General features: G+C 69.5%; 19 protein-coding genes and 1 riboswitch. Of the genes, 10 read left to right on the top strand and 9 right to left on the bottom strand.

What is annotated here, in order from left to right; all coding sequences use genetic code 11:
* Positions 1–61: 61 nt before the first annotated feature.
* The 3 genes from def (at position 62) to ACWD11_RS00445 (ending at position 3,460) form a co-directional block, all read left to right on the top strand.
* Complete coding sequence (gene def / locus ACWD11_RS00455) at positions 62–712, top strand: peptide deformylase (protein ID WP_389415016.1); 651 nt, start codon at positions 62–64, stop codon at positions 710–712.
* A 289-nt stretch (positions 713–1,001) separates the two neighbouring features.
* A complete protein-coding gene (cyc1, locus tag ACWD11_RS00450) occupies positions 1,002–2,087 on the top strand; it encodes an epi-isozizaene synthase (RefSeq protein WP_389415015.1) in 1,086 nt (361 codons plus the stop codon).
* Positions 2,084–3,460, top strand: coding sequence for a bifunctional albaflavenone monooxygenase/terpene synthase (locus tag ACWD11_RS00445; RefSeq protein WP_451280420.1), 1,377 nt, complete (start codon positions 2,084–2,086; stop codon positions 3,458–3,460). Before cyc1 ends, ACWD11_RS00445 begins: the two co-directional genes overlap by 4 nt.
* Before the next feature lie 4 nt (positions 3,461–3,464).
* On the opposite strand, the gene ACWD11_RS00440 is transcribed toward ACWD11_RS00445, so the two are convergent.
* The 7 genes from ACWD11_RS00440 to ACWD11_RS00410 form a co-directional block, all read right to left on the bottom strand.
* The gene (locus tag ACWD11_RS00440; RefSeq protein ID WP_389415013.1) at positions 3,465–4,430 is read right to left on the bottom strand and encodes a GlxA family transcriptional regulator; all 966 of its coding nucleotides are present in this window, start codon (positions 4,428–4,430) and stop codon (positions 3,465–3,467) included.
* A 211-nt stretch (positions 4,431–4,641) separates the two neighbouring features.
* Complete coding sequence (locus tag ACWD11_RS00435) at positions 4,642–5,655, bottom strand: ribonucleotide-diphosphate reductase subunit beta (protein WP_389415012.1); 1,014 nt, start codon at positions 5,653–5,655, stop codon at positions 4,642–4,644.
* A complete protein-coding gene (locus ACWD11_RS00430; protein ID WP_451280417.1) occupies positions 5,655–8,018 on the bottom strand; it encodes a ribonucleoside-diphosphate reductase subunit alpha in 2,364 nt (787 codons plus the stop codon). Before ACWD11_RS00430 ends, ACWD11_RS00435 begins: the two co-directional genes overlap by 1 nt.
* 122 nt (positions 8,019–8,140) lie before the next feature.
* Positions 8,141–8,265: riboswitch (cobalamin riboswitch) on the bottom strand.
* Between the two features lie 52 nt (positions 8,266–8,317).
* Positions 8,318–8,824 (bottom strand): GNAT family N-acetyltransferase, encoded by a 507-nt coding sequence (locus ACWD11_RS00425; protein ID WP_451280415.1) that lies wholly within the window; start codon positions 8,822–8,824, stop codon positions 8,318–8,320.
* A gap of 73 nt (positions 8,825–8,897) precedes the next feature.
* The gene (gene mctP, locus ACWD11_RS00420; RefSeq protein ID WP_389415009.1) at positions 8,898–10,493 is read right to left on the bottom strand and encodes a monocarboxylate uptake permease MctP; all 1,596 of its coding nucleotides are present in this window, start codon (positions 10,491–10,493) and stop codon (positions 8,898–8,900) included.
* Complete coding sequence (locus ACWD11_RS00415) at positions 10,490–10,744, bottom strand: DUF3311 domain-containing protein (RefSeq protein WP_389415008.1); 255 nt, start codon at positions 10,742–10,744, stop codon at positions 10,490–10,492. Before ACWD11_RS00415 ends, mctP begins: the two co-directional genes overlap by 4 nt.
* 565 nt (positions 10,745–11,309) lie before the next feature.
* Positions 11,310–12,074, bottom strand: coding sequence for a GntR family transcriptional regulator (locus ACWD11_RS00410; RefSeq protein WP_389415007.1), 765 nt, complete (start codon positions 12,072–12,074; stop codon positions 11,310–11,312).
* Positions 12,075–12,382: 308 nt separating this feature from the next.
* On the opposite strand from ACWD11_RS00410, the gene ACWD11_RS00405 reads away from it, so the two are divergent.
* The 4 genes from ACWD11_RS00405 (at position 12,383) to ACWD11_RS00390 (ending at position 17,053) form a co-directional block, all read left to right on the top strand.
* Positions 12,383–13,660 (top strand): extracellular solute-binding protein, encoded by a 1,278-nt coding sequence (locus ACWD11_RS00405; RefSeq protein ID WP_389415006.1) that lies wholly within the window; start codon positions 12,383–12,385, stop codon positions 13,658–13,660.
* A 76-nt stretch (positions 13,661–13,736) separates the two neighbouring features.
* Positions 13,737–14,729, top strand: coding sequence for a carbohydrate ABC transporter permease (locus tag ACWD11_RS00400; protein ID WP_451280411.1), 993 nt, complete (start codon positions 13,737–13,739; stop codon positions 14,727–14,729).
* Positions 14,726–15,556 (top strand): carbohydrate ABC transporter permease, encoded by an 831-nt coding sequence (locus ACWD11_RS00395; protein WP_451280409.1) that lies wholly within the window; start codon positions 14,726–14,728, stop codon positions 15,554–15,556. The genes ACWD11_RS00400 and ACWD11_RS00395 overlap by 4 nt, the downstream gene beginning before the upstream one ends.
* 9 nt (positions 15,557–15,565) lie before the next feature.
* Positions 15,566–17,053, top strand: a complete 1,488-nt coding sequence (locus ACWD11_RS00390; RefSeq protein WP_451280407.1) for a glycoside hydrolase family 3 protein — start codon at positions 15,566–15,568, stop codon at positions 17,051–17,053.
* Between the two features lie 149 nt (positions 17,054–17,202).
* Here ACWD11_RS00390 and nagB read toward each other — a convergent pair whose 3' ends face one another.
* A complete protein-coding gene (nagB, locus tag ACWD11_RS00385) occupies positions 17,203–17,988 on the bottom strand; it encodes a glucosamine-6-phosphate deaminase (protein WP_389415002.1) in 786 nt (261 codons plus the stop codon).
* 151 nt (positions 17,989–18,139) lie between these two features.
* On the opposite strand from nagB, the gene ACWD11_RS00380 reads away from it, so the two are divergent.
* A complete protein-coding gene (locus ACWD11_RS00380) occupies positions 18,140–19,213 on the top strand; it encodes an SIS domain-containing protein (RefSeq protein ID WP_451280404.1) in 1,074 nt (357 codons plus the stop codon).
* A 184-nt stretch (positions 19,214–19,397) separates the two neighbouring features.
* Here the strand turns inward: ACWD11_RS00380 and ACWD11_RS00375 are convergent, their stop codons facing one another.
* Positions 19,398–20,150 (bottom strand): SDR family oxidoreductase, encoded by a 753-nt coding sequence (locus ACWD11_RS00375; protein WP_451280402.1) that lies wholly within the window; start codon positions 20,148–20,150, stop codon positions 19,398–19,400.
* 97 nt (positions 20,151–20,247) lie between these two features.
* Between ACWD11_RS00375 and ACWD11_RS00370 the strand changes: the two genes are divergently transcribed.
* Positions 20,248–20,877, top strand: a complete 630-nt coding sequence (locus tag ACWD11_RS00370; RefSeq protein ID WP_389414999.1) for a TetR/AcrR family transcriptional regulator — start codon at positions 20,248–20,250, stop codon at positions 20,875–20,877.
* Positions 20,878–21,286: 409 nt separating this feature from the next.
* Positions 21,287–22,753, top strand: a complete 1,467-nt coding sequence (locus ACWD11_RS00365) for a PAS domain-containing sensor histidine kinase (protein ID WP_451281111.1) — start codon at positions 21,287–21,289, stop codon at positions 22,751–22,753.
* Positions 22,754–22,777: the final 24 nt, after the last annotated feature.

The raw sequence follows: 22,777 nt of genomic DNA, 5'->3' as shown, positions 1-22,777 counted from the left end.
CACAGCGCCGTACCCTGTATCCGCACCGAATCCCAGTTTTCCAGGAAGGCGTACGTCGGTCATGGCGCAGCAGGACACCGATCAGCAGCACGCGGGCGTGCTCCCCGTGGACGACGAGGGTTTCGTCATCGACACCGAGGAGACCGAGGAGCGCGAGAGCGCCTGGCGCGAGCGGGGTGTCTCGCGGCCGATCACCGTGGTGGGCAACCCGGTGCTCCACAAGGAGTGCCAGGACGTCACCGACTTCGGCCCCGAGCTGGAGCAGCTGATCGCGGACATGTTCGCCTCGCAGCGCACCGCGGAGGGCGTGGGCCTGGCCGCCAACCAGATCGGCGTGGACCGCAAGGTCTTCGTCTACGACTGTCAGGACGACCAGGGGGCGCGGCACGTCGGCGTCGTCTGCAACCCCAGGCTGGTGGATCTGCCCGCGGACAAGCGCCGGCTCGACGACAGCAACGAGGGCTGCCTGTCCGTGCCGACCGCGTACGCGCCGCTCGCCCGTCCCGACTACGCCGAGGTGACCGGGCAGGACGAGAAGGGCAACCCCATCAAGGTGCGCGGCACCGGCTACTTCGCGCGCTGCCTCCAGCACGAGACCGATCATCTCTACGGCTACCTCTACATCGACCGGCTCTCCAAGCGTGAACGCAAGGACGCGCTGCGGCAGATGGCCGAGAACGAGCCCCGCTACCCGGTCGTCGCCAACGGCTGACGTCCCGCGAGGTTTCCCCCGTCACAAACGCACGGCGCCTGGTCAGGAACCCCTTCCTGACCAGGCGCCGTTCGTCTGTGCGTCGCACATTCGATCCCATCCGTGCAGCTACTGATCCATAATCAGTCACACAAGGGGAGATTCTCGGCACTGTGGGGTAGTGAATGGAGCAAATCCGTTCCCAGATCAGTCAGTTGTGGTGCTGAATGGGAAGTGCGGGGATACGCAACGGCGCACGCCCGGCACGGCGGGAGGGGTGTGCCAACTCGCGGCTGAGAGGGGTTTGTTCGTGCATGCTTTCTCACACAGCACCACATCGACGCCGACGGCGGTCGCGGTCCCACCATCGCTGTCCCTTCCGGTGATCGAGTCGGCGTTTCCGAGGCAACTGCACCCGTATTGGCCGCGGCTTCAGGAGAACACGCGCACCTGGCTGCTGGAAAAACGGCTCATGCCGGCGGACAAGGTGGCGGAATATGCCGACGGTCTTTGCTACACCGACCTCATGGCGGGGTACTACATCGGCGCCCCCGAGGAGGTCCTCCAGGCCATTGCGGACTACAGCGCGTGGTTCTTCGTCTGGGACGACCGGCATGACCGCGACATCGTGCACCGCCGCCCGTCCGCCTGGCGGCGGCTGAGATTCCGGTTGCACACGGCCCTCGACTCCCCCCAGGACCACCTGCACCACGAGGACCCGCTGGTGGCCGGGTTCGCGGACAGCATGGTGCGGCTGTACTCCTTCCTGCCGCCGACGTGGAACGCCCGGTTCGCCCGGCACTTCCACACGGTGATCGAGGCCTACGACCGGGAATTCCACAACCGCACGCACGGGATCATCCCCACGGTCGAGGACTACCTCGCCCTGCGCCGCCTCACCTTCGCGCACTGGATCTGGACCGATCTGCTGGAGCCGAGCGCCGGACGTGAACTCCCGGATTCGGTGCGGAAACACCCCGCATATCGGCGGGCGGCGCTGCTGAGCCAGGAATTCGCCGCCTGGTACAACGACCTCTGTTCACTGCCCAAGGAAATAGCGGGCGATGAGGTGCACAATCTCGGAATCAGTCTCATCAAGCATCACGGACTGACTCTGGAAGAAGCGGTGGTGGAACTCCGGCGGCGCATAGAGGAATGCATATCCGAATTCCTGGTCGCCGAGCGGGCCGCCCTCCGCCTCGCCGACGGTCTCGCCGACGGCACCCTGCAGGGAAAGGAAATGAGTGCCGCGGTGCGGGCCTGCGTCTGCAATATGCGCAACTGGTTCAGCACCGTCTACTGGTTCCACCACGAGTCCGGCCGGTACATGGTCGACAGCTGGGACGACCGGTCCACGCCCCCGTACGTCAACAACGAAGCGGCAGGTGAGAAATGACCGTCGAGTCTGCTAAGCCCGAAGCGCAGATATATGCGGAATCGGAACTCCGTGAACCGCCTGTCGCCGGCGGTGGTGTCCCGCTTCTCGGACACGGCTGGAAACTGGTGCGCGACCCGCTCGCTTTCATGGCGGCGCTGCGCGCGCACGGGGATGTCGTCCGGCTGCGGCTGGGCCCCAAGACGGTGTACGCCGTCACCGCTCCGCATCTCACCGGTGCCCTGGCCCTCAGCCCCGACTTCAAGATCGACGGGCCGCTGTGGGAGTCCCTCGAAGGGCTGCTCGGCAAGGAGGGCGTGGCCACCGCCAACGGCCCCCGGCACCGGCGCCAGCGGCGCACCATCCAGCCCGCGTTCCGGCTCGACGCGATCCCCGCGTACGGGCCGATCATGGAGGAGGAGGCGCATGCGCTGGCCGTGCGCTGGCGGCCCGGCGAGACGATCGACTGCACCTCGGAGTCCTTCCGGGTGGCCGTCCGGATCGCCGCCCGCTGTCTGCTGCGCGGCGACTTCATGGATGAGCGGGCCGAGCGGCTGTGCATTGCGCTCGCCACCGTCTTCCGCGGTATGTACCGCCGGATGGTGATACCGGCCGGGCCGCTCTACCGGCTGCCTCTCCCGCCGAACCGCAAATTCAACCGGGCGCTGGCCGATTTGCATCTCCTCGTCGACGAGATCGTGGCCGAGCGACGGGCATCTGGTCAAAAGCCGGACGATTTGCTGACGGCCTTGCTGGAGGCGACGGACGACAATGGCGAACCGATCGGGGAACAGGAGATCCACGACCAGGTCGTCGCGATACTCACCCCCGGCAGCGAAACCGTCGCGTCCACGGTCATGTGGCTGCTGCAGGTGCTCGCGGAACATCCTGAGCAAGCCGACCGGGTGGCCGCGGAGGTCGAATCCGTCACCGGCGGCCGACCCGTCGCATTCGCGGATGTCCGGGCGCTGCGGCACACCAACAATGTCGTCGTCGAGGCGATGCGTTTGCGTCCGGCCGTCTGGATATTGACGCGCCGGGCGGTGACCGACACCCAGCTCGGCGGGTATCGCATTCCGGCGGGGGCGGACATCATCTACAGCCCGTATGCGATCCAGCGCGACCCGGAGTCGTACCGGGACAACCTTCGCTTCGACCCCGACCGCTGGCTTCCGGAACGCGCGAAGGAGGTCCCGAAATACGCCATGAGCCCGTTCAGCGTGGGCAACCGCAAGTGCCCGAGCGACCACTTCTCCATGGCGCAGCTGACGCTGATCACGGCGGCGGTGGCCTCGAAGTACCGCTTCGAGCAGGTGCCCGGATCCCAGGACGGCACCCGGGTGGGCATCACGCTCCGGCCGCACAACCTGCTGCTCAAGCCGGTGCCCAGGTGACGGCTCAGGCCGCCTCGGGGCCCCGGAAGGTGCGCCGGTAGGCGTTCGGGGTGGTCCCGAGGGTACGGACGAACTGGTGGCGCAGCGCCGCCGCGGTGCCGAACCCGGCCCGGCTCGCGACGGCGTCCACCGTCTCGTCCGTGGTCTCCAGCAACTGCTGCGCCAGCAGTACGCGTTGCCGCAGGATCCAGCGGTAGGGCGTGGTGCCCGTCTCCTGCTGGAAGCGGCGGGCGAAGGTGCGCGGCGACATGTGCGCGAGGTCGGCGAGCTGCTCGACGGTGACCTCCTCGTCGAGATGCCGCTCCATCCAGGTCAGGACATCGCCGACCGTGTCGCACTGGGAGCGGGGCAGCGGGCGGTCGATGTACTGCGCCTGCCCGCCGTCCCGGTGCGGCGGCACCACCATGCGCCGGGCGATGGCGTTGGCGACCTCCACGCCCTCCTCCTTGCGCACCAGGTGCAGACAGGCGTCGATGCCGGCGGCCGTGCCCGCCGAGGTGATCACCGGGTCCTCGTCCACGTACAGCACGTCGGGCTCGATCACCGCGCGCGGGAAGCGCCGGGCGAGCTCGTCGGCCTGCCGCCAGTGCACCGCGCAGCGCCGGTCGTCCAGCAGCCCGGCCGCGCCGAGCACGAACACGCCGGAACAGACGCTGAGCACCCGGGTGCCCCGGTCAACGGCCCGTACCAGGGCGTCGAGCAGCGCGGGCGGGTACTCCCGGCCGAGGTAGCCGCTGCCGGCCGGCACGGCGATCAGGTCGGCCTCCTCCAGGCGGTCGAGGCCGTACGGGGTGGAGACCGTGAACCCGGGGATGTGCGTGCTCAGCGCCGGGCCCTCGGCCGAGACGACCGCGAAGTCGTACACCGGGAGCCCCTCGTCACTGCGGTCGAGGCCGAAGATCTCGCAGACGACCCCGAGTTCGAAGGGATGCACGCCGTCGAGCAGGGCCACCGCCACGTTTCTCAGCATGCGGTCAGTGTCGCACGGAGCTGGCAGTAATTCGATGGTGTACGGCAGTCCTGCCACTGTCAGGAGTGTCTGCCTGGTACGACGATTACCTCATGGACGCATTCCTCGGAACTCTGACCGTGACCGTTCTCCTCTTTCTGCTCGCCGCCCCGGCGCTCGTGGGCCTGCGCCACGAGCGCCGGACCGACCGCCAGCTCCGGCAGGCCGGTGCTCAGAAGTCCTCGTCCAGGTCGACCGTGCCCTCCACCGCGACCTGGTACGCCGAAGGGCGCCGCTCGAAGAAGTTGGTGAGCTCCTGAACCCCCTGCAACTCCATGAAGGAGAAGGGGTTCTCCGAGCCGTACACCGGGGCGAAGCCGAGCCGGGTCAGCCGCTGGTCGGCGACGCACTCCAGGTACTGCCGCATCGAGTCGGTGTTCATGCCCGGGAGGCCGTCACCGCACAGGTCGCGCGCGAACTGCAGCTCGGCCTCGACGGCCTCCCGCAGCATGTCGGTGACCTGCTGCCGGAGCTGGTCGTCGAAGAGCTCCGGCTCCTCCTTGCGGACGGTGTCGACGACGTCGAAGGCGAAGCTCATGTGCATCGACTCGTCGCGGAACACCCAGTTGGTGCCGGTGGCCAGGCCGTGCAGCAGGCCCCGGCTGCGGAACCAGTAGACGTACGCGAAGGCGCCGTAGAAGAACAGGCCCTCGATGCAGGCGGCGAAGCAGATCAGGTTGAGCAGGAAGCGGCGGCGGTCGGCCTGGGTCTCCAGGCGGTCCAGCTTCTCCACCTCGTTGATCCACTTGAAGCAGAACCCGGCCTTCTCGCGGATGGAGGGGATGCTCTCCACCGCGTCGAAGGCCGCCGCCCGGTCCTCCGGGTCGGGGAGGTAGGTGTCCAGCAGCGTCAAGTAGAACTGGACGTGCACGGCCTCCTCGAAGAGCTGGCGGCTCAGGTACAGCCGCGCCTCGGGGGAGTTGATGTGCTTGTACAGCGTCAGCACCAGGTTGTTCGCCACGATCGAGTCACCCGTCGCGAAGAAGGCGACCAGCCGGCCGATCAGGTGCTGCTCGGAGGGTGTGAGCTTGGCGAGGTCGGTGACGTCCGAGTGGAGGTCGACCTCCTCCACGGTCCAGGTGTTCTTGATGGCGTCCCGGTAGCGCTCGTAGAAGTCGGGGTAGCGCATGGGGCGCAGGGTCAGCTCGAAGCCCGGGTCGAGGAGATTCTGGTTACGGGTAGTCATTACTGGCAGGCCTCGCAGGACTCGGGGTTCTCAAGGGAGCAGGCGACGGCCTCTTCGGAGGTCGCCTGCTGGACGGGGACGGGGACGGTGGCCTGGGCCGCGCGGGCGATGCGGGTCGCCGGGCGCGAGCGCAGGTAGTACGTCGTCTTCAGCCCGGACTTCCAGGCGTACGCGTACATCGAGGAGAGCTTGCCGATGGTCGGCGTCTCCAGGAAGAGGTTCAGGGACTGGGACTGGTCCAGGAACGGGGTCCGGGCCGCGGCCATGTCGATCAGTCCGCGCTGCGGGATCTCCCACGCCGTGCGGTACAGCCGCCGTACCTCCTCCGGGATCCACCCGAAGTCCTGCACCGAGCCGTTCGCCTCGCGCAGCGCCTCGCGGGTGCGGGCGTCCCAGACGCCCAGCTCCTTCAGCTCCCGCACCAGGTAGGAGTTGACCTGGAGGAACTCGCCGGACAGCGTCTCGCGCTTGAACAGGTTGGACACCTGCGGCTCGATGCACTCGTAGACGCCGGCGATGGAGGCGATGGTGGCGGTGGGCGCGATGGCGAGGAGGAGGGAGTTGCGCATCCCGACCTCGGCGATCCGCTCGCGCAGCGCCGACCACCGCTCGGGCCAGGTGAGTTCGGTGTCGTAGTGGTCGGGGTGCAGGACGCCCCGCGCGGTACGGGTCTTCTCCCAGGCCGGCAGCGGGCCGTTGCGCTCGGCGAGGTCGGCGGAGGCCTCGTAGGCGGCGAGCATCACGCGCTCGGCGATCCGGGTGGAGAGCGCCTTGGCCTCCGGCGAGTCGAAGGGCAGCCGCAGCTTGAAGAAGACGTCCTGCAGGCCCATCGCGCCCAGGCCCACGGGGCGCCACTTGGCGTTGGAGCGGCCCGCCTGCTCGGTCGGGTAGAAGTTGATGTCGACGACCCGGTCGAGGAAGGTGACGGCCGTACGGACCGTCTCGTCCAGGCGTTCCCAGTCGATGCCGCCCTGGTCGACGAAGGCACCGAGGTTCACCGACCCCAGGTTGCAGACCGCGGTCTCCCCGTCGTCGGTGACCTCCAGGATCTCGGTGCAGAGGTTGGAGGAGTGGACCACATGGCCCGGCAGGGCGGTCTGGTTGGCGGTGCGGTTGGCGGCGTCCTTGAAGGTCATCCAGCCGTTGCCGGTCTGCGCGAGGGTGCGCATCATGCGGCCGTACAGGTCACGGGCGGGGATGGTCCGGCGGGCGAGCCCGCCGGCCTCCGCCTTGCGGTACGCCGCGTCGAACTCCTCGCCCCACAGGTCGACCAGCTCGGGCACGTCGGCGGGGGAGAACAGGCTCCACGGCTCGTCGGCGTTCACCCGGCGCATGAACTCGTCCGGCACCCAGTGCGCGAGGTTGAGGTTGTGCGTACGGCGGGCGTCCTCGCCGGTGTTGTCGCGCAGCTCCAGGAACTCCTCGATGTCGGAGTGCCAGGTCTCCAGGTAGACCGCGGCGGCTCCCTTGCGGCGGCCGCCCTGGTTCACGGCGGCGACGGAGGCGTCGAGGGTCTTCAGGAACGGGACGATGCCGTTGGAGTGCCCGTTGGTGCCGCGGATCAGCGAACCCCGGGCGCGGATGCGGGAGTACGACAGCCCGATGCCGCCGGCGTGCTTGGAGAGCCGGGCGACCTGGTGGTAGCGGTCGTAGATGGAGTCCAGCTCGTCCTTGGGGGAGTCGAGGAGGTAGCAGGACGACATCTGGGGGTGCCGGGTGCCGGAGTTGAAGAGCGTGGGGGAGGAGGGGAGGTAGTCGAGACGGCTCATGAGCCGGTAGAGCGCGGCGACTTCGTCCAGCGCGCGGACGGTGTCGTCCTCGGCGAGACCGGCGGCGACGCGGAGCAGGAAGTGCTGGGGGGTCTCGACGACCTTGCGGGTGAGGGGGTGCCGCAGGAGGTACCGGCTGTGCAGGGTGCGCAGTCCGAAGTAACCGAAGCGGTCGTCGGCGCCCGGGTCGACCAGCGCGTCCAGGCGCTCGGCGTGGATCCGTACGAACTCCGCGGTCCGGTCGGCGATGAGTCCCTCCCGGTGGCCGACCGCGACCGACCCGGTGAAGGACGTGACGCCCTGGGAGGCGGCCTCCTCGCGGATGCCGAGGGTGAGCAGCCGGGCGGCCAGCCGGGAGTAGGCGGGGTCCTCGGAGATGAGCCCGGCCGCCGCCTCGGTGGCCAGCTCGCGCAACTCCGCCTCGTCCGCGCGGGCGGACCGGCCGCGCAGCGCGGCGGCGGCGACCCGGCCGGGGTCGGCGTCGGGGAGGTCGGCGGTCAGCTCGGTCAGGGTCCGCAGCAGCGCGGTTCCGGGACCGTCGGTCTCCACCTGGGCGGCTGAAGCTGAAGCCGGGTCGGCTGGCGCGATGGTCACTGGGGGCTCTCCCTCGCTCGGCACGGGGCCTTGCGGAGGGCAGGAGGCAGCTCACGAGCGCACGCGGCGTCGCGTCCACCGGCCCATTCCCCGAGGCCCGGACGTCTGGCACCCGGACCGGACGGCCGGGTGCGCTGTCGGCAGGTCCTCGGACTGACGATCGGGCACAGATGTGCCCAAGTACACCGTTGCGGGACAGTTCCGGATTCGCACCGGATTCCCCTGCGGCGACAGCGAGCACGAGCATACATCTTGTGCCGCCCCGCGATGTCACCCCCAGATGTTGTGTCGCGTCGGCTTCAGAGCGTCAACTCATAGGTGAGGAGAGTGAAGTCGCCGTGCTCCGGGATGGGGTTCCAGTCGCGTTCCGGGGCGCGCCGGAAGCCGAGGCGCTCGTAGATGCGGTGGGCGGTGTGCATCAGGGCCTGGGTGGACAGGACGATGCCCGTGCACCCCGTCGTCGTGCGCGCCCGGTCGACGCAGGCGCGCACGAGGGCTTCTCCCACGCCCCGGCCGCGGGCCGCGTGCGCCACCGCCAGCATGCGGATCTCCGCCTCCCCGGGGCGGGCGAGATCGGCCATGGGGCCGCCGGCCGGCACGAAGGTGACGCCGCCGAGGAGCCGGTCGCACTCCACGGCCACCAGGACCTCGGCGGCCGCCGCCCGCTTGGCGACATCGCGGAGTTCGCCGAGGTACCAGTCGGCCTCGCCGAAGGTGAGGAGGCCGTCCTGGAGGTAGGCGCGGGCGGTGATCTCGCCCAGTTCGTCGTGTTCGGCGGGTTCCACCGGCCGGATCTGGAAGTCCATGCGGTCGAGTGTGGACGACGACGGGCCGCCGATGTCCTGCATTTCGGCGGCCCGCTGCGGGTGGGGTTCCCGGTCAGGGAATCGGCTTCAGTTCCTTCTGCACGCCCGGATCGCCCGCGTCCGCCGTGTAGTCCTCGGGGCTCGTTTCGTCGATGCCCTCGGGGGCCTTCGCCGCCCTCAGGACGAAGGTCAGGACCACGGTGACGACCAGGTTCAGCACGAACGCCGTCAGGCCGATGTAGCCGATCTCCCCGATGCCGGGGATCTCCTTCGACGAGCCGCCGAAGTGCTTCTGCGTCGGCGAGGCGACACCGTACGCCGCCACCGTGCCGTAGAGCATGCCGACCGCCCAGCCGCCGAGCAGCGCCCAGCGGTGGAACCAGCGGGTGAACAGGCCGCCGACCAGGGCCGGGAAGGTCTGCAGGATCCAGATGCCGCCCAGCAGCTGGAAGTTGATGGCGACCGTCTTGTCCATCGTCAGGACGAAGGCCAGCGCGCCCACCTTCACCAGCAGGGACACGATCTTGGAGACCTTGGTCTCCTGCTGCGGGGTGGCGTCCGGCCTGATGAAGTCCTTGTAGATGTTGCGGGTGAAGAGGTTCGCCGCCGCGATGGACATGATGGCCGCCGGCACCAGGGCGCCGATGCCGATCGCCGCGAAGGCCACGCCCGCGAACCAGTCCGGGAACATGTTCTCGAACAGCTGCGGGATCGCCAGCTGGCCGTTGTCCACCTTCACCCCGGCCGCGATCGCCATGAAGCCGAGCAGCGCGAGCAGACCGAGCATCAGCGAGTACAGCGGCAGGATCGTGGTGTTGCGGCGGATCACCTCACGGCTCCCGGAGGAGAGGGTCGCGGTGATCGAGTGCGGGTACATGAACAGCGCCAGCGCCGAGCCCAGCGCCAGGGTGGCGTACGTCCACTGGCCGGCCTCCGGTGGGACGAGACCGCCCACCCCGGTGGTGGTGAACTTCTCGCCCGCGTCGGCGAAGATGTCGTCGAACCCGCCCAGCTTGATCGGGATGTAGATGATCGCCACCGCGATCACCAGGTAGATCAGGGTGTCCTTGACGAAGGCGATCAGCGCCGGGGCGCGCAGCCCCGAGGAGTAGGTGTACGCGGCCAGCACACCGAACGCGATCAGCAGCGGCAGGTCCTTGATGAACCAGTTGGTGTCCTCCCCGCCGCCGACGCCCATCACGTCCAGCACCGCCTGGATGCCGACGAGTTGCAGCGCGATGTACGGCATGGTGGCGAGGATGCCGGTCAGGGCCACCGCCAGCGACAGGCCCTTGGAGCCGAAGCGGCCGCGCACGAAGTCCGACGTCGTCACGTACCCGTGCTTGTGGGAGACCGACCACAGGCGGGGCAGGAACGTGAAGATCAGCGGGTAGACCAGGATCGTGTACGGCACAGCGAAGAAGCCCGCCGCGCCGGCCGCGTAGATCGCCGCCGGGACCGCCACGAAGGTGTACGCCGTGTACAGGTCGCCGCCGAGCAGGAACCAGGTGACCCAGGTGCCGAACGACCGTCCGCCCAGGCCCCATTCGTCGAGGCTGTGCTCGTTCTCGGCCTTGCGCCAGCGCGCGGCGAGGAAGCCCATGACCGTGACGGCCAGGAAGAAGAAGATGAAGACGGCGAGTGCGACGCCGTTCACGCCGTCGTTCACTTGCCGCCTCCACGACGTGCGCGCTGGTCACGCTGCCACAGCTTGTACGCGACCATCGTCAGCGCGGTCGACAGGACCACCCAGGCCATCTGGTACCAGTAGAAGAACGGGATGCCGATGAAGGCCGGGTCGGTTTTCGCGTACGACCCGACCCACAGCATCGCCACGAAGGGCGCGAACAGGCAGAGGGCGATGACGACGCGCGCGGGCGTCACCACCGGCTCTCCGCTCGCCTCTGGGGCTTGTGACATCTGACGGCTCCGTCCCCTCGCTGATCACCTGAAAACGCGCAGGCAATCTAGGTCACGGTGTCGCAGAAACGGAACCCCTCGTCCGTATATCGGTCCGGCCAACTGGCCTCAGCAGCACCGGAAACCCTGGCGCGGGTCCGACTCCTGCCGGTCCGTCCGCATCCGCTCGAAGGAGCGGCGGCGGGAACAGCCCGGCCGGGGCGACGATCGAGCCGAGGGCCGCGGCGATCATCCAGGCGGCGGAGACGTCCGCCCCGCGGGCCGGCGCGAGTACCGCCCAGCCGGTGGCGCCGACCAGTCCGACGAGGGTCCATGACGATGGTTCGAGTGTTCGCGGTGCGCACCGGGTCGACCTCCCGTCCATGCGATGACGGGGAGGACCGTAGTGCCGCAGGGGAAGGGGCGCTGTACCGCGGGCGCTGACTCGGTCGAAGCTTCAACCGGCTTATTACTACGGCCGCTCAGCCTCGCCACGCTGTGTTGTCCCGGGGGCGACCCCCAGCCCCCGGCCGACGCCGCTGCCGCCCGGGCTCACTCCTGCGGCCGCTTCAGCCTCGCGACGGCACTACTCCTGCGGCCGCTTCAGCCTCGCCACGAACTTGTAGCGGTCGCCCCGGTACACCGACCGCACCCACTCCACCGGCCGGCCGTCCCGGGCCAGGGAGTGGCGGGAGAGCATCAGCATCGGCAGGCCCACGTCCGTGCCGAGCAGGCCCGCCTCGCGGGGTGTGGCCAGCGAGGTCTCGATGGTCTCCTCGGCCTCGGCGAGATGGACGTCGTAGACCTCGGCCAACGCGGTGTAGAGGGACGTGTACTTCACCAGGCTGCGCCGGAGTGCCGGGAAGCGCTTGGCGCTCAGGTGGGTCGTCTCGATCGCCATCGGCTCGCCGTTGGCCATGCGCAGGCGCTCGATGCGCAGCACACGCCCGCCCGCGGTGATGTCGAGCAGACCGGCGAGGCGGTCGTCGGCGGTGATGTAGCCGATGTCCAGCAGCTGCGAGGTCGGTTCGAGGCCCTGGGCGCGCATGTCCTCGGTGTACGAGGTGAGTTGGAGCGCCTGGGAGACCTTCGGCTTGGCGACGAAGGTGCCCTTGCCCTGGATCCGCTCCAGGCGGCCCTCGACGACCAGTTCCTGCAGGGCCTGACGCACCGTCGTGCGGGAGGTGTCGAACTCCGCCGCCAGCGTGCGCTCGGGCGGGACGGGGGTGCCCGGCGCCTGTGTCTCCGTCATGTCCAGCAGATGCTTCTTCAAGCGGTAGTACTTGGGCACGCGCGCGGTACGGACGGTCGCCCCAACCTCGTTCTCCGCACTGCTGACGTCGGTGCTCATGCTCTGCCTTCCCGGCTCCGGATGCGGCTCACCTCGTGATCCCCTCTGTATACCCTCACCACCACTTTTGGTCTAGTCCATAGAGCCAAGTGGTCTAGCGGACGAGAGTACTCCGGCGCCGGTGTTTTCGCTGCCTTCTTACTTAAAGGTTCCTGCATATGTAGGTCACATAACGGCTGGTCAGAGCGGGTTCCGGCCCCCTTGACAGGATTTTTGGTCTGGTCCAAGCTCCGGGTACTGGTCTACACCATTGGTCCAGGTCCCGGCCCATGGGCGGGGGGTTCATGGGCATCCCTGAGGAGGGTGGCGTGAAGCGCAAGCTGATATCCGCGATCGGTGTCGCGGCAATGATGGTCTCCATCGCGGCGTGCGGGGGCGACGACGGCGACGAGGGCGGCAAGGCCGGCGCGGACGGTTACGCGGGCCAGACCCTCACCGTCTGGGTGATGGACGGTTCCTCCCCCGACCAGTGGCAGAAGGACGTTGCCGCCGCCTTCGAGAAGAAGACCAAGGCGAAGGTCAAGTTCGAGATCCAGCAGTGGAACGGCATCCAGCAGAAGCTCACCACCGCCCTGTCGGAGGAGAACCCGCCGGACGTCTTCGAGATCGGCAACACCCAGACCCCGGCCTACGCCAAGACCGGCGGCCTCGCCGACCTGGCCGACCTGAAGGCCGAGATCGGCGCCGAGTGGACCGAGTCGCTGAACAACTCTTCGGTCTTCGAGGGCAAGCAGTACGCGGCGCCCTGGTACTTCGCCAACCGTGTCGTCCTCTACAACAAGAGCGTCTGGGCCGACGCGGGCATCAAGGACACCCCCAAGACCCGCGACGAGTTCTACAAGGACCTGAAGACGATCGGCGAGAAGACCGACGCCGAGCCGATCTACCTGCCCGGCCAGAACTGGTACCACTTCGTCGGCCTCACCATCGGTGAGGGTGCCGAACTGGTGAAGAAGGACGGCGACAAGTACGTCTCCAACCTCGACGACCCCAAGGTCGCCGCCGCCATGGAGACGTACAAGAAGTTCCAGTCCCTCTCCGAGGCCCCCAAGGACAAGGACGAGGCCACCCCGCAGCAGGGCGAGGTCTTCGGCAAGGGCAACGTCGGCGCCTTCATCGGCATGGGCTGGGAAGCCGGCATCGCCATCGAGGCCAACCCGAAGATCGAGAAGGAGATCGGCTACTTCACCATCCCCGGTCCCACGGCCGACAAGCCCGAGGGCGTCTTCCTCGGCGGCTCCAACCTCGCCGTCGCCGCGGGCAGCAAGAAGCAGGAACTGGCCAAGGAGTTCCTGCGGATCGCGCTGTCCGACAAGCACGAGGGCCAGCTCGCCAAGCTCAACGGCGTCATCCCCAACAAGGAGTCGCTGCAGAGCAACCTCGAGGGCAACGTCGTCGCCGAGGCCGCCGCGCCGGCCGCCGCGGGCGGTGGCACCACGCCGCTGATCGCCGAATGGGCCGCCGTCGAGAACGCGCCCAACCCGATCAAGACCTACATGACCGCCGTGCTGAACGGAAAGTCCCCGGCCGAGGCGGCAGCCCAGGTCGAGGAGGAGTTCAACAAGCGTCTGTCGCAGCAGCAGTAGACGCGCCGGGCCGGGGGCCGCTCGCAGCGGCCCCCTTCCCGCGTTCAGGCAGGTCTAGGAGGAAGAGAACGCGAGCATGACCGTGCAGACCGAACGGCCGCCCTCCGGCCCGGCGGACGTCCACAAGGACTCCTCGGGCTCCGGCGGGCCCACCCCGAGAGCCGCCTCCCGCATCGGCGCGCTGGCTCCGTACCTCCTGCTGCTGCCCGCCTGCGTGGCCTCCGTGCTGCTGCTCGGCTGGCCGTTGCTGAAGGACGCGCTGCTGTCGTTCCAGAACCTCAACATGGCGCAGCTGATCCAGCACGTCACCGAGTGGAACGGCATCGACAACTACACCGAGGTCCTCGGCAGCGAGGACTTCTGGCGCGTCACCGTGCGCTCGATCCTGTTCACGGCGGTCAACGTCGTCCTGACCATGGTTCTCGGCGCGCTCGTCGGCCTGCTGCTCGCCCGCCTCGGCCGGCGGATGCGGTTCACCCTGCTGGTCGGCCTGGTGCTGGCCTGGGCGATGCCCGTGGTCGCCGCCACCACCGTCTACCAGTGGCTCTTCGCCCAGCGCTTCGGCGTGGTCAACTGGGTGCTGGACAAGCTCGGCTGGCACTCGATGGCCGATTACAGCTGGACCAGCCACCAGATGTCGACGTTCTTCGTCGTCACCCTGCTGATCGTCTGGATGTCGATCCCGTTCGTGGCGATCAACCTCTACGCGGCCACCACCACCATCCCCGCCGAGCTCTACGAGGCCGCCGCCCTCGACGGCGCCGGCCCCTGGAAGAGCTTCGCCACGGTCACCTTCCCGTTCCTGCGGCCCTTCCTCTACGCCACCACGTTCCTCGAGGTCATCTGGATCTTCAAGGCGTTCGTGCAGGTGTACACGTTCAACCAGGGCGGCCCCGACCGCCTCACCGAGATCCTGCCGGTCTACGCCTACATCGAGGGCGTCGGCAACCAGCACTACGGCATGGGCGCCGCCATCGCCCTGCTGACCATCCTGATCCTGCTCGGCCTCACCGCCTACTACCTGCGGATCGTGCTCAAGCAAGAGAAGGAAGAGGAGGCCGGGCTGTGAAGCGCTCGCTCTTCGGCCGTATCTGGCCCAACGCCACGGCCGTCGTCCTGTTCATCGGGTTCGTCTTCCCCGTGTACTGGATGTTCGCCACGGCCTTCAAGCCGACCGGCGACATCATCTCGGAGAACCCCGTCTGGTTCCCGACCGACATCACCTTCGAGCACTTCAAGACCGCCACCGGCGTCGACAACTTCTGGAACCTGGTCCGGAACTCCCTGACGGTGACGGTCCTCGCGGTCGTCTTCTCCCTGGTCATCGCGCTGGCCGGCGCCTTCGCCCTGGCGCGGATGAAGTTCAAGGGGCGGCGCGGCTTCATTGTCGGCTTCATGCTGGCCCAGATGGCACCCTGGGAGGTCATGATCATCGCGATGTACATGATCGTCCGGGACGCGGACATGCTCAACAGCCTCGTCCCGCTGACGGCCTTCTACACGATGATGATCCTCCCCTTCACCATCCTCACCCTGCGCGGATTCGTCGCCGCCGTCCCGGCCGAGTTGGAGGAGGCGGCGATGGTCGACGGCTGCACCCGGGCGCAGGCCTTCCGGCGCGTCATCCTGCCGCTGCTCGCCCCCGGACTGATGGCCACCTCGCTGTTCGGCTTCATCACCGCCTGGAACGAGTTCGCCCTCGTCCTGGTCCTCAACAAGGAGGCCGAGGCACAGACCCTCCCGCTGTGGCTGACCAGCTTCCGCACCGTCTTCGGCGACGACTGGGGCGCCACCATGGCCGCCTCCTCGCTCTTCGCCGTACCGATCCTCATCCTCTTCGTCTTCCTCCAGCGCCGGGCGGTCAGCGGTCTGACCGACGGTGCCGTGAAGGGATAACGCCCACCGATGACGACATTCGCCAGCGACACCCTGACCCGGGACGCGCTGACCGTCCTGCAGCCCGGCTTCCCCGGCACCGAGGCCCCCGACTGGCTGCTGCGCCGCCTCGGTGAGGGCCTCGCCTCCGTCGGCCTGTTCGGCCGCAACATCGCCACGCCCGAGCAAGTGGCCGCGCTGACGGCCCAGTTGCGCGCCGAGCGCGAGGACGTCCTCGTCGCCATCGACGAGGAGGGCGGTGACGTCACCCGCCTCGAAGTGCGCACCGGCTCCTCCTTCCCCGGCAACCACGCCCTCGGCGCCGTCGACGACACCGGCCTCACCCGGCAGGTCGCCCAGGAACTCGGCCGCCGCCTCGCGGCCTGCGGCGTCAACTTCAACTGGGCGCCCTCCGCCGACGTCAACTCCAACCCGGCCAACCCGGTCATCGGCGTCCGCTCCTTCGGCGCCGACACCGACCTGGCCGCCCGGCACACCGCCGCCTATGTCACCGGCCTCCAGGCCGCGGGCGTGGCGGCCTGCACCAAGCACTTCCCGGGCCACGGCGACACCGCGATCGACTCCCACGAGGCCCTGCCCCGTATCGAGGTCGGACGCGATGTGCTGGCCAAGCGCGACCTGACGCCGTTCCGCGCGGCCATCGCCGCGGGCTCCCGCGCGATCATGACGGCGCACATCCTGGTCCCGGCCCTCGACCCGACGCGCCCGGCCACCCTCTCCCGCCCCGTCCTGCGCGACCTGCTGCGCGGTGAACTCGGCTACGACGGCCTCATCGTCACCGACGGCATGGAGATGCAGGCCATCGCCGCCACCTACGGCATCGAACGCGGCAGCGTCCTCGCCCTGGCGGCCGGCGCCGACGCGATCTGCGTGGGCGGCGGGCTGAACGACGAGAACACCGTCCGCCGCCTGCGCGACGCCCTGGTCACCGCCGTCCGCACCGGCGAACTCCCCGAGGAGCGCCTCGCGGACGCCGCGGAACGCGTCCGCGCCCTGGCCCGCTGGACCCGGTCCGCGGCCGTCTCCGCGGCCGTCTCCGAGGACCGGGTCCCGTCCGACATCGGCCTGCTGGCGGCCCGCCGCGCGGTACGGGTGACGAGGACGGACGCCCACACGCCGCTGACCGAGCCTCCCTATGTGGTCGCGCTCAGCCCGGTGGCGAACATCGCGGTGGGCGACGAGACCCCGTGGGGCGTCGCGGCGGAACTCGCCGGACTGCTCCCCGGCACCGAGACCGCCACCCACACCGACGAGTCGGCGGCCCAGGCGACCCTGGACGCGGCGGGCACCCGCCGGATCGTCACCGTGGTCCGCGACGAACACCGCCACGAGTGGATGGCCAAGACCCTGGACACCCTCCTGAGCGAACGCCCCGACACGATCGTGGTCGAGATGGGCGTGCCCCAGTCCCCGCCCCGCGGCGCCCTGCACATCGCCACCCACGGCGCGGCCCGGGTGTGCGGCCGAGCGGCGGCGGAGATCATCGCGGGCCAGTAAGGGCCCGTAGGGGGTACGACGACGAAGGCGCCGGTTCCCGGGGGGAAACCGGCGCCTTCGTGCCGGGGGTGGCCCCGTCGCAGGCCGAGCCGCCCACACGGAGACAGGGAGGCCCCGGTGTCGTTGCGCGAGGGGCTGGGACCCCGGGCCTAAATGCCCTGCCAGTCGGGCTTGTTGGCGTAGGTGTGGCGGAAGTAGTCCGACAGCTTCAGCTTGGACGCGGCCGCCTCGTCGACGACGACCGTCGCGTGCGGATGCAGCTGCAACGCCGAGGCCGGACACACCGCCGCCACCGGCCCTTCCACGGTCGCCGCGACGGCATCGGCCTTGCCCTCACCCGTCGCCAGCAGCACCAGATGCCGCGCCTCCAGGATCGTCCCGATCCCCTGGGTGATCACGTGATGCGGCACCTGCGCGATGTCCCCGTCGAAGAACCGCGCGTTGTCCACCCGGGTCTGCTCGGTCAGCGTCTTGATCCGGGTCCGTGAGGCGAGCGACGAACACGGCTCGTTGAACCCGATGTGCCCGTCCGTCCCGATCCCCAGCAACTGGAGGTCCACGCCCCCGGCCGCCGCCAGCGCCCCGTCATACGCCTCGCACGCCGCCTGGACGTCGTCCGCGGTCCCGTCCGGCCCCATGAAGGCCGGCATGCCGATCCCGAGCGGCTCCAGCACCTCGCGCCGCAGGACCGAGCGGTACGACTCCGGATGCTCGGCCGGCAGCCCCACGTACTCGTCGAGCTGAGCGATCCGCGCCCGGGAGGCGTCCACGGCACCGGAGCGCACCTTCGCCGCCAGTGCCTCGTAGACGGGCAGCGGCGTCGAGCCGGTGGCCACGCCGAGCAGGGCGTCGGGCTTGCGCCGCAGGAGCTGAGCCATGGCCTCGGCGATGAGCTCGCCACCCGCCTTGGCATCCGGAACGATGACAACTTCCACGCTGGGCCTGCCGATCTGGAGAGGGGACTCAACCGGTACCCGAGAGGGCTATGTGGTTTAGACCAATCTAACAGGCGAGGTCACCCGCGGGGGAGTGCAATGGGGGTGGCTCCAGCAGACGCGGTTCCGCTCCCGGCCCGAGAGGACGCCCATGACCAGCCCCGCGACTCCGCACCCCCTGAGCGAGCTTCCCGGCCGGATCATGTCCCGTGAGATGGCCGAGCAGCCCGCCGTCCTGCGCCGGCTCCTGGAGGTGGGCACCCCCCGCATCCGGCAGGTCGCGCAGGACATCGCCGCCCGCAAGCCCCGCTTCGTGCTGCTCACCGCCCGCGGCACCTCCGACCACGCCGCGCTCTACGCCAAGTACTCCCTGGAAATCCGCCTGGGCCTGCCCTGCGGCCTGACCTCCATGTCGACCTTCACCGCCTACGGCGCCCGTCCCGATCTCACCGACGTCCTGGTCGTCACGGTCAGCCAGTCCGGCGGCTCCCCGGACCTGGTGGCCTCCACCCGGGCCGCCCGCGCGGCCGGCGCCCTCACCCTCGCCGTGACCAACAACCCCGACTCCCCGCTGGCCGGAGTGTCCGAGTACCACATCGACATCATGGCGGGACCCGAGAAGGCCCTGCCCGCGACCAAGACCTACACGGCCTCCCTTCTCGCCCTCTATCTCTTCGTCGAAGGACTGCGCGGCGGTGACGGGGCCGCCGCCAAGCCGCTCCCGGACCTCACGGAACAACTGCTCGCCCGCCGGGACGAGGTCCGCGCCCTTGCCGCCCGCTACCGCTTCGCCGAGCGCATGGTGATCACCTCCCGCGGCTACGGCTACCCCACGGCCAAGGAAGCCGCCCTCAAACTGATGGAGACCAGCTACATCCCGGCCCTCGCCTACTCCGGCGCCGACCTGCTGCACGGCCCGCTCGCCATGGTCGACAACGTCTCCCCGGTCATCGCGGTCGTCACCGACGGCAAGGGTGGCGAGGCCCTGCAGCCCGTCCTCGACCGCCTCCGCGGCCGGGGCGCCGACCTGGTCGTCATCGGCCCGGCGGCCCAGGTCGAACGCGCCTCGGCAGGCTTCGTCCTGCCCACCGAGGGCGTCGCCGAGGAGCTCCAGCCGGTGCTGGAGATCATCCCGCTCCAGCTCCTGGCCCACGAGGTCACCATCGCCCGCGGCCAGGACCCGGACGCCCCGCGGGCCCTGGCGAAGGTGACGGAGACGCGCTGAGGTCGCGAGGAGACGGGGGTGCGGGGATCGAGGCCCACCGGGAACGGGCCTAGGGGGATCCATGCCCACCAGGAACCGGCGTACGGGGAGGCACACCCAGACCCAGACCCACCGGGAACCGGGACACGGGGATACAGGCCCACCGGGAACCGGGGCGCAGGGCCACCGCCCCCTGGTCCGGCGGCTACTGCAAGCTCAGCAGCGAACCTCCCGTCGCGTCGACGTGCTGCCCCGTCACCCAGCGGGAGTCCGGTGACGCCAGGAACGCCACCACATCGGCGACCTCGGCCGCCGTGCCCACCCGCCGGAAGACCGAGACCGCCTCCGCGTGGGCCCGGACGCCGGGGTCGGCCAGGACCGCGCTGGTGAGATCGGTGTCGATGAAGCCGGGTGCGACGGAGTTGGCGGTGATGCCGCGCGGCGCCAGTTCGACCGCGAGGGAGCGGGTCAGAGCGGTGACCGCGCCCTTGGCCATGTGGGTGGCGGCGATGCCGGGTATGCCGGCGTCCGTGGCCGCCGTGACATTGATGATCCGGCCGTGGTCGCGCAGCCGGCCGAGGCCTTGCCGGACGATGAAGAACGGTGCCTTGGCGTTGAGGGCGTGGGCCCGCTCGTAGAGCTCCTCGTCCGTGTCGCCGATGGTCGCGAAGAGCGCCGCTCCCGCGTTGTTGACCAGGATGTCCACCTCGTCCGCGTGCCGGTCGAAGGCTGCCCAGAGAGTCCCCGCGTCCCCCGGCACCCCCAGCTCGGCGCGGATCGCGAACGCGCTGCCGCCGGCCGCCTCGATCCCGGCGACGGTGTCCTTCGCCGCCGCCTCATCGCTGCCGTAGTGCACGGCGACCCGGGCGCCGTCGCGCGCCAGCCGCTCGGCCACCGCCCGCCCGATCCCCCTGCTCGCCCCCGTGACCAGCGCTGTCCTGCCTGTGAGCACGCCCATGCCACACCCCCATGTCCCACCGTCGGAATTACCTAGCGGTCGCTACAGAAAAGACTGTACGGCAGTGCGGACCCATTTCTCTAGTGCCCGCTATAAAATGCACTCCATGGTGAGCACCAAGGGTTCAGAGCCGGCCGCGGCCCGCCGCGGCCGCCCCCGCTCCTTCGACCGGGAGACCGCGCTGGAGAAGGCGATCATGGCCTTCTGGGAGTACGGGTACGAGGCGACCTCCGTCTCCGACCTCACCCGGGTCATGGGCATCGGCGCCCCCAGCCTGTACGCGGCCTTCGGGGACAAGCGGGCGCTGTTCGACGAGGTCGTGGTGGAGTACGGCAAGCGGTACGCGGCCTTCGGAGAGCGCGCCCTGGCCGAGGAGCCCACCGCCCGGGCCGCCGTGGACCGCATCCTGCGCGAGGCCGCCGAGCGGTACACCACCCCGGGTCTCCCTCAAGGCTGCCTCTACATCCACGCGGCCACCAACTGCGCGAGCCCCGAGGTGGAGCAGACCCTCCGGGACCGGCGCAACGCCACCATCGCCGCCGTGGAGAGCCGTATCCGCGCCGGCGTCGCCGCAGGTGAACTCCCCGTCGGCACCGATGCCGGCACCCTCGCCCGGTACACCGGCGCGATGATCCAGGGCATGTCCCAGCAGGCGCGCGACGGCGCGAGCCGGGCGGAGTTGGCGGCGCTCGCGGAAATTGCCCTGTCCATCTGGCCCCGCACATGAACCCGCAAGGGTTAGGCTGCGTGATGCATGCTGGGACGTCCGACCATCTGGCGTGACCGCATCGAACGGCACAACAACAAACAGCCTCAGACGCATGGACACGCCGAGTGGTCTAGTCCACAATGGCGGTAAGAGTCCATGTGATACGAGGACGCGCACTTCCGTCTTCCCCGCACAGGAAGACGGACCGAGGAACCGGTGCTCTCTGCCCTGACTGCTCCGGATCCTCATCCTTCGGCCGACCGGGACCGCACACCCCACGGCCGATATTGCTCCGGGCTGCGGTGCCGGGAGGGTTGAGGGTCCCTCTCAGGCGCCGCGGCCCGCGGGTGTCTTCGGGCCCGGCCGGCGGCGGCCGCCCATTTCGGAGCCGTACAAACCGCCAGGTACGCTCGCACCCGTGCCCTCCATGAACGAGCTGGTCCACCAGCACACCGCCCTCGACGAGTCCGACCTCGAGTGGCTCCATCTGCTGGTCTCGGAGTGGCAGCTGCTCTCCGACCTCTCCTTCGCCGACCTCGTCCTGTGGGTCCCCACCCGCGACGGCACCCGCTATGTGTCCGTCGCCCAGATGCGCCCCAACACCGGCCCCACCTCCTACCAGGACGACATGGTCGGCCACCTCGTCCCGCGCGGCCGCCGCCCCATGCTGGACGCCGCCCTCGACGAGGGCCGCATCGTGCGCGAGGGCGACCCCGAGTGGCGCGAGGAGGTCCCGGTCCGGGTCGAGTCGATTCCGGTACGGCGCGAGGGGCGCGTCCTCGGTGTCATCGCACGCAACACCAACCTGCTGACCGTGCGCACCCCGAGCCGGCTCGAACTGACGTATCTGCAAAGCGCCTCGGACCTCGCGCAGATGATCGCGGCCGGTTCCTTCCCGTTCGCGAACCAGCAGGTCGACATGGACGCCTCGCCCCGCGTCGGCGACGGCCTGATCCGGCTCGACGCGGACGGCATCGTCCAGTACGCCTCCCCGAACGCGCTCTCCGCCTACCACCGCCTCGGCCTCGCCGCCGATCTGGTCGGCCACCACCTGGGCAAGACCACCGCCGAACTCGCCCCGACCCACGGGCCGGTGGACGAGGCGCTCGCCAAGGTCGCCAGCGGCTGGGCGCCCCGGGAGTTCGAGATCGAGTCGGAGGACGGGGTCATCCAGTTCCGGGCGATCCCGCTCAAGCCCAAGGGCACCCGCATCGGTTCCCTCGTCCTGCTCCGCGACGTCACCGAACTGCGTCGCCGCGAGCGCGAGTTGATCACCAAGGACGCCACCATCCGGGAGATCCACCACCGGGTGAAGAACAACCTCCAGACGGTGGCGGCCCTGCTCCGCCTCCAGGCCCGGCGCATCGAGTCCGACCGCGGCCGGGAAGCGCTCGAGGAGGCGGTGCGACGGGTCGGCTCGATTGCGATCGTGCATGAGACGCTCTCCCAGAACCTGGACGAGCGCGTGGAGTTCGACGAGATCGCCGACCGGGTCCTCGCGATGGTCGCCGAGATCTCACCCGGCAAGGTCACCGGCCGGCGCACCGGCCGCTTCGGCATCCTGGACGCCGAGATCGCCACCCCGCTGTCGATGGTCCTGACCGAGGTGCTCCAGAACGCCCTGGAGCACGGCTTCCGTCAGGGCGAGACCGGAACCGTCGAGGTGTCCGCGGTCCGCGGCGGCACCACCAAGGAGGTCCGGCTGCTGGTCACCGTCCAGGACGACGGCGTGGGGCTGCCCGAGGGCTTCGCCCCGCACACCGCCGGCAACCTCGGCCTCCAGATCGTACGAACCCTGGTGGAGGGGGAGTTGGGCGGAACGTTCGACATGGTCCCGGCACCGGAGCGGGGCACCCAGGTGATCCTGGACATTCCGGTACGGCCGCACAAGTAGCGGCCCGCGCGAGGAGCTGCCCGC

The sequence above is a fragment of the Streptomyces sp. NPDC002776 genome (genome assembly GCF_053592195.1).
The sequence above is the reverse complement of the archived record's forward strand: the minus strand, read 5'-3'. Positions and strand labels throughout refer to the sequence as shown.

Bases quoted from the DNA above. Each gene is read 5' to 3' on its own strand.
- def (WP_389415016.1), top strand. From the start codon at position 62: ATGGCGCAGCAGGACACCGATCAGCAGCACGCGGGCGTGCTCCCCGTG.
- ACWD11_RS00445 (WP_451280420.1), top strand. From the start codon at position 2,084: ATGACCGTCGAGTCTGCTAAGCCCGAAGCGCAGATATATGCGGAATCG.
- ACWD11_RS00400 (WP_451280411.1), top strand. From the start codon at position 13,737: ATGACCGTGCAGACCGAACGGCCGCCCTCCGGCCCGGCGGACGTCCAC.
- ACWD11_RS00440 (WP_389415013.1), bottom strand. From the start codon at position 4,430: ATGCTGAGAAACGTGGCGGTGGCCCTGCTCGACGGCGTGCATCCCTTC.
- ACWD11_RS00370 (WP_389414999.1), top strand. From the start codon at position 20,248: ATGCACTCCATGGTGAGCACCAAGGGTTCAGAGCCGGCCGCGGCCCGC.
- ACWD11_RS00410 (WP_389415007.1), bottom strand. From the start codon at position 12,074: ATGAGCACCGACGTCAGCAGTGCGGAGAACGAGGTTGGGGCGACCGTC.
- ACWD11_RS00415 (WP_389415008.1), bottom strand. From the start codon at position 10,744: ATGTCACAAGCCCCAGAGGCGAGCGGAGAGCCGGTGGTGACGCCCGCG.
- ACWD11_RS00390 (WP_451280407.1), top strand. From the start codon at position 15,566: ATGACGACATTCGCCAGCGACACCCTGACCCGGGACGCGCTGACCGTC.
- ACWD11_RS00425 (WP_451280415.1), bottom strand. From the start codon at position 8,824: ATGGACTTCCAGATCCGGCCGGTGGAACCCGCCGAACACGACGAACTG.
- ACWD11_RS00380 (WP_451280404.1), top strand. From the start codon at position 18,140: ATGACCAGCCCCGCGACTCCGCACCCCCTGAGCGAGCTTCCCGGCCGG.
- ACWD11_RS00375 (WP_451280402.1), bottom strand. From the start codon at position 20,150: ATGGGCGTGCTCACAGGCAGGACAGCGCTGGTCACGGGGGCGAGCAGG.
- ACWD11_RS00435 (WP_389415012.1), bottom strand. From the start codon at position 5,655: ATGACTACCCGTAACCAGAATCTCCTCGACCCGGGCTTCGAGCTGACC.
- ACWD11_RS00365 (WP_451281111.1), top strand. From the start codon at position 21,287: ATGAACGAGCTGGTCCACCAGCACACCGCCCTCGACGAGTCCGACCTC.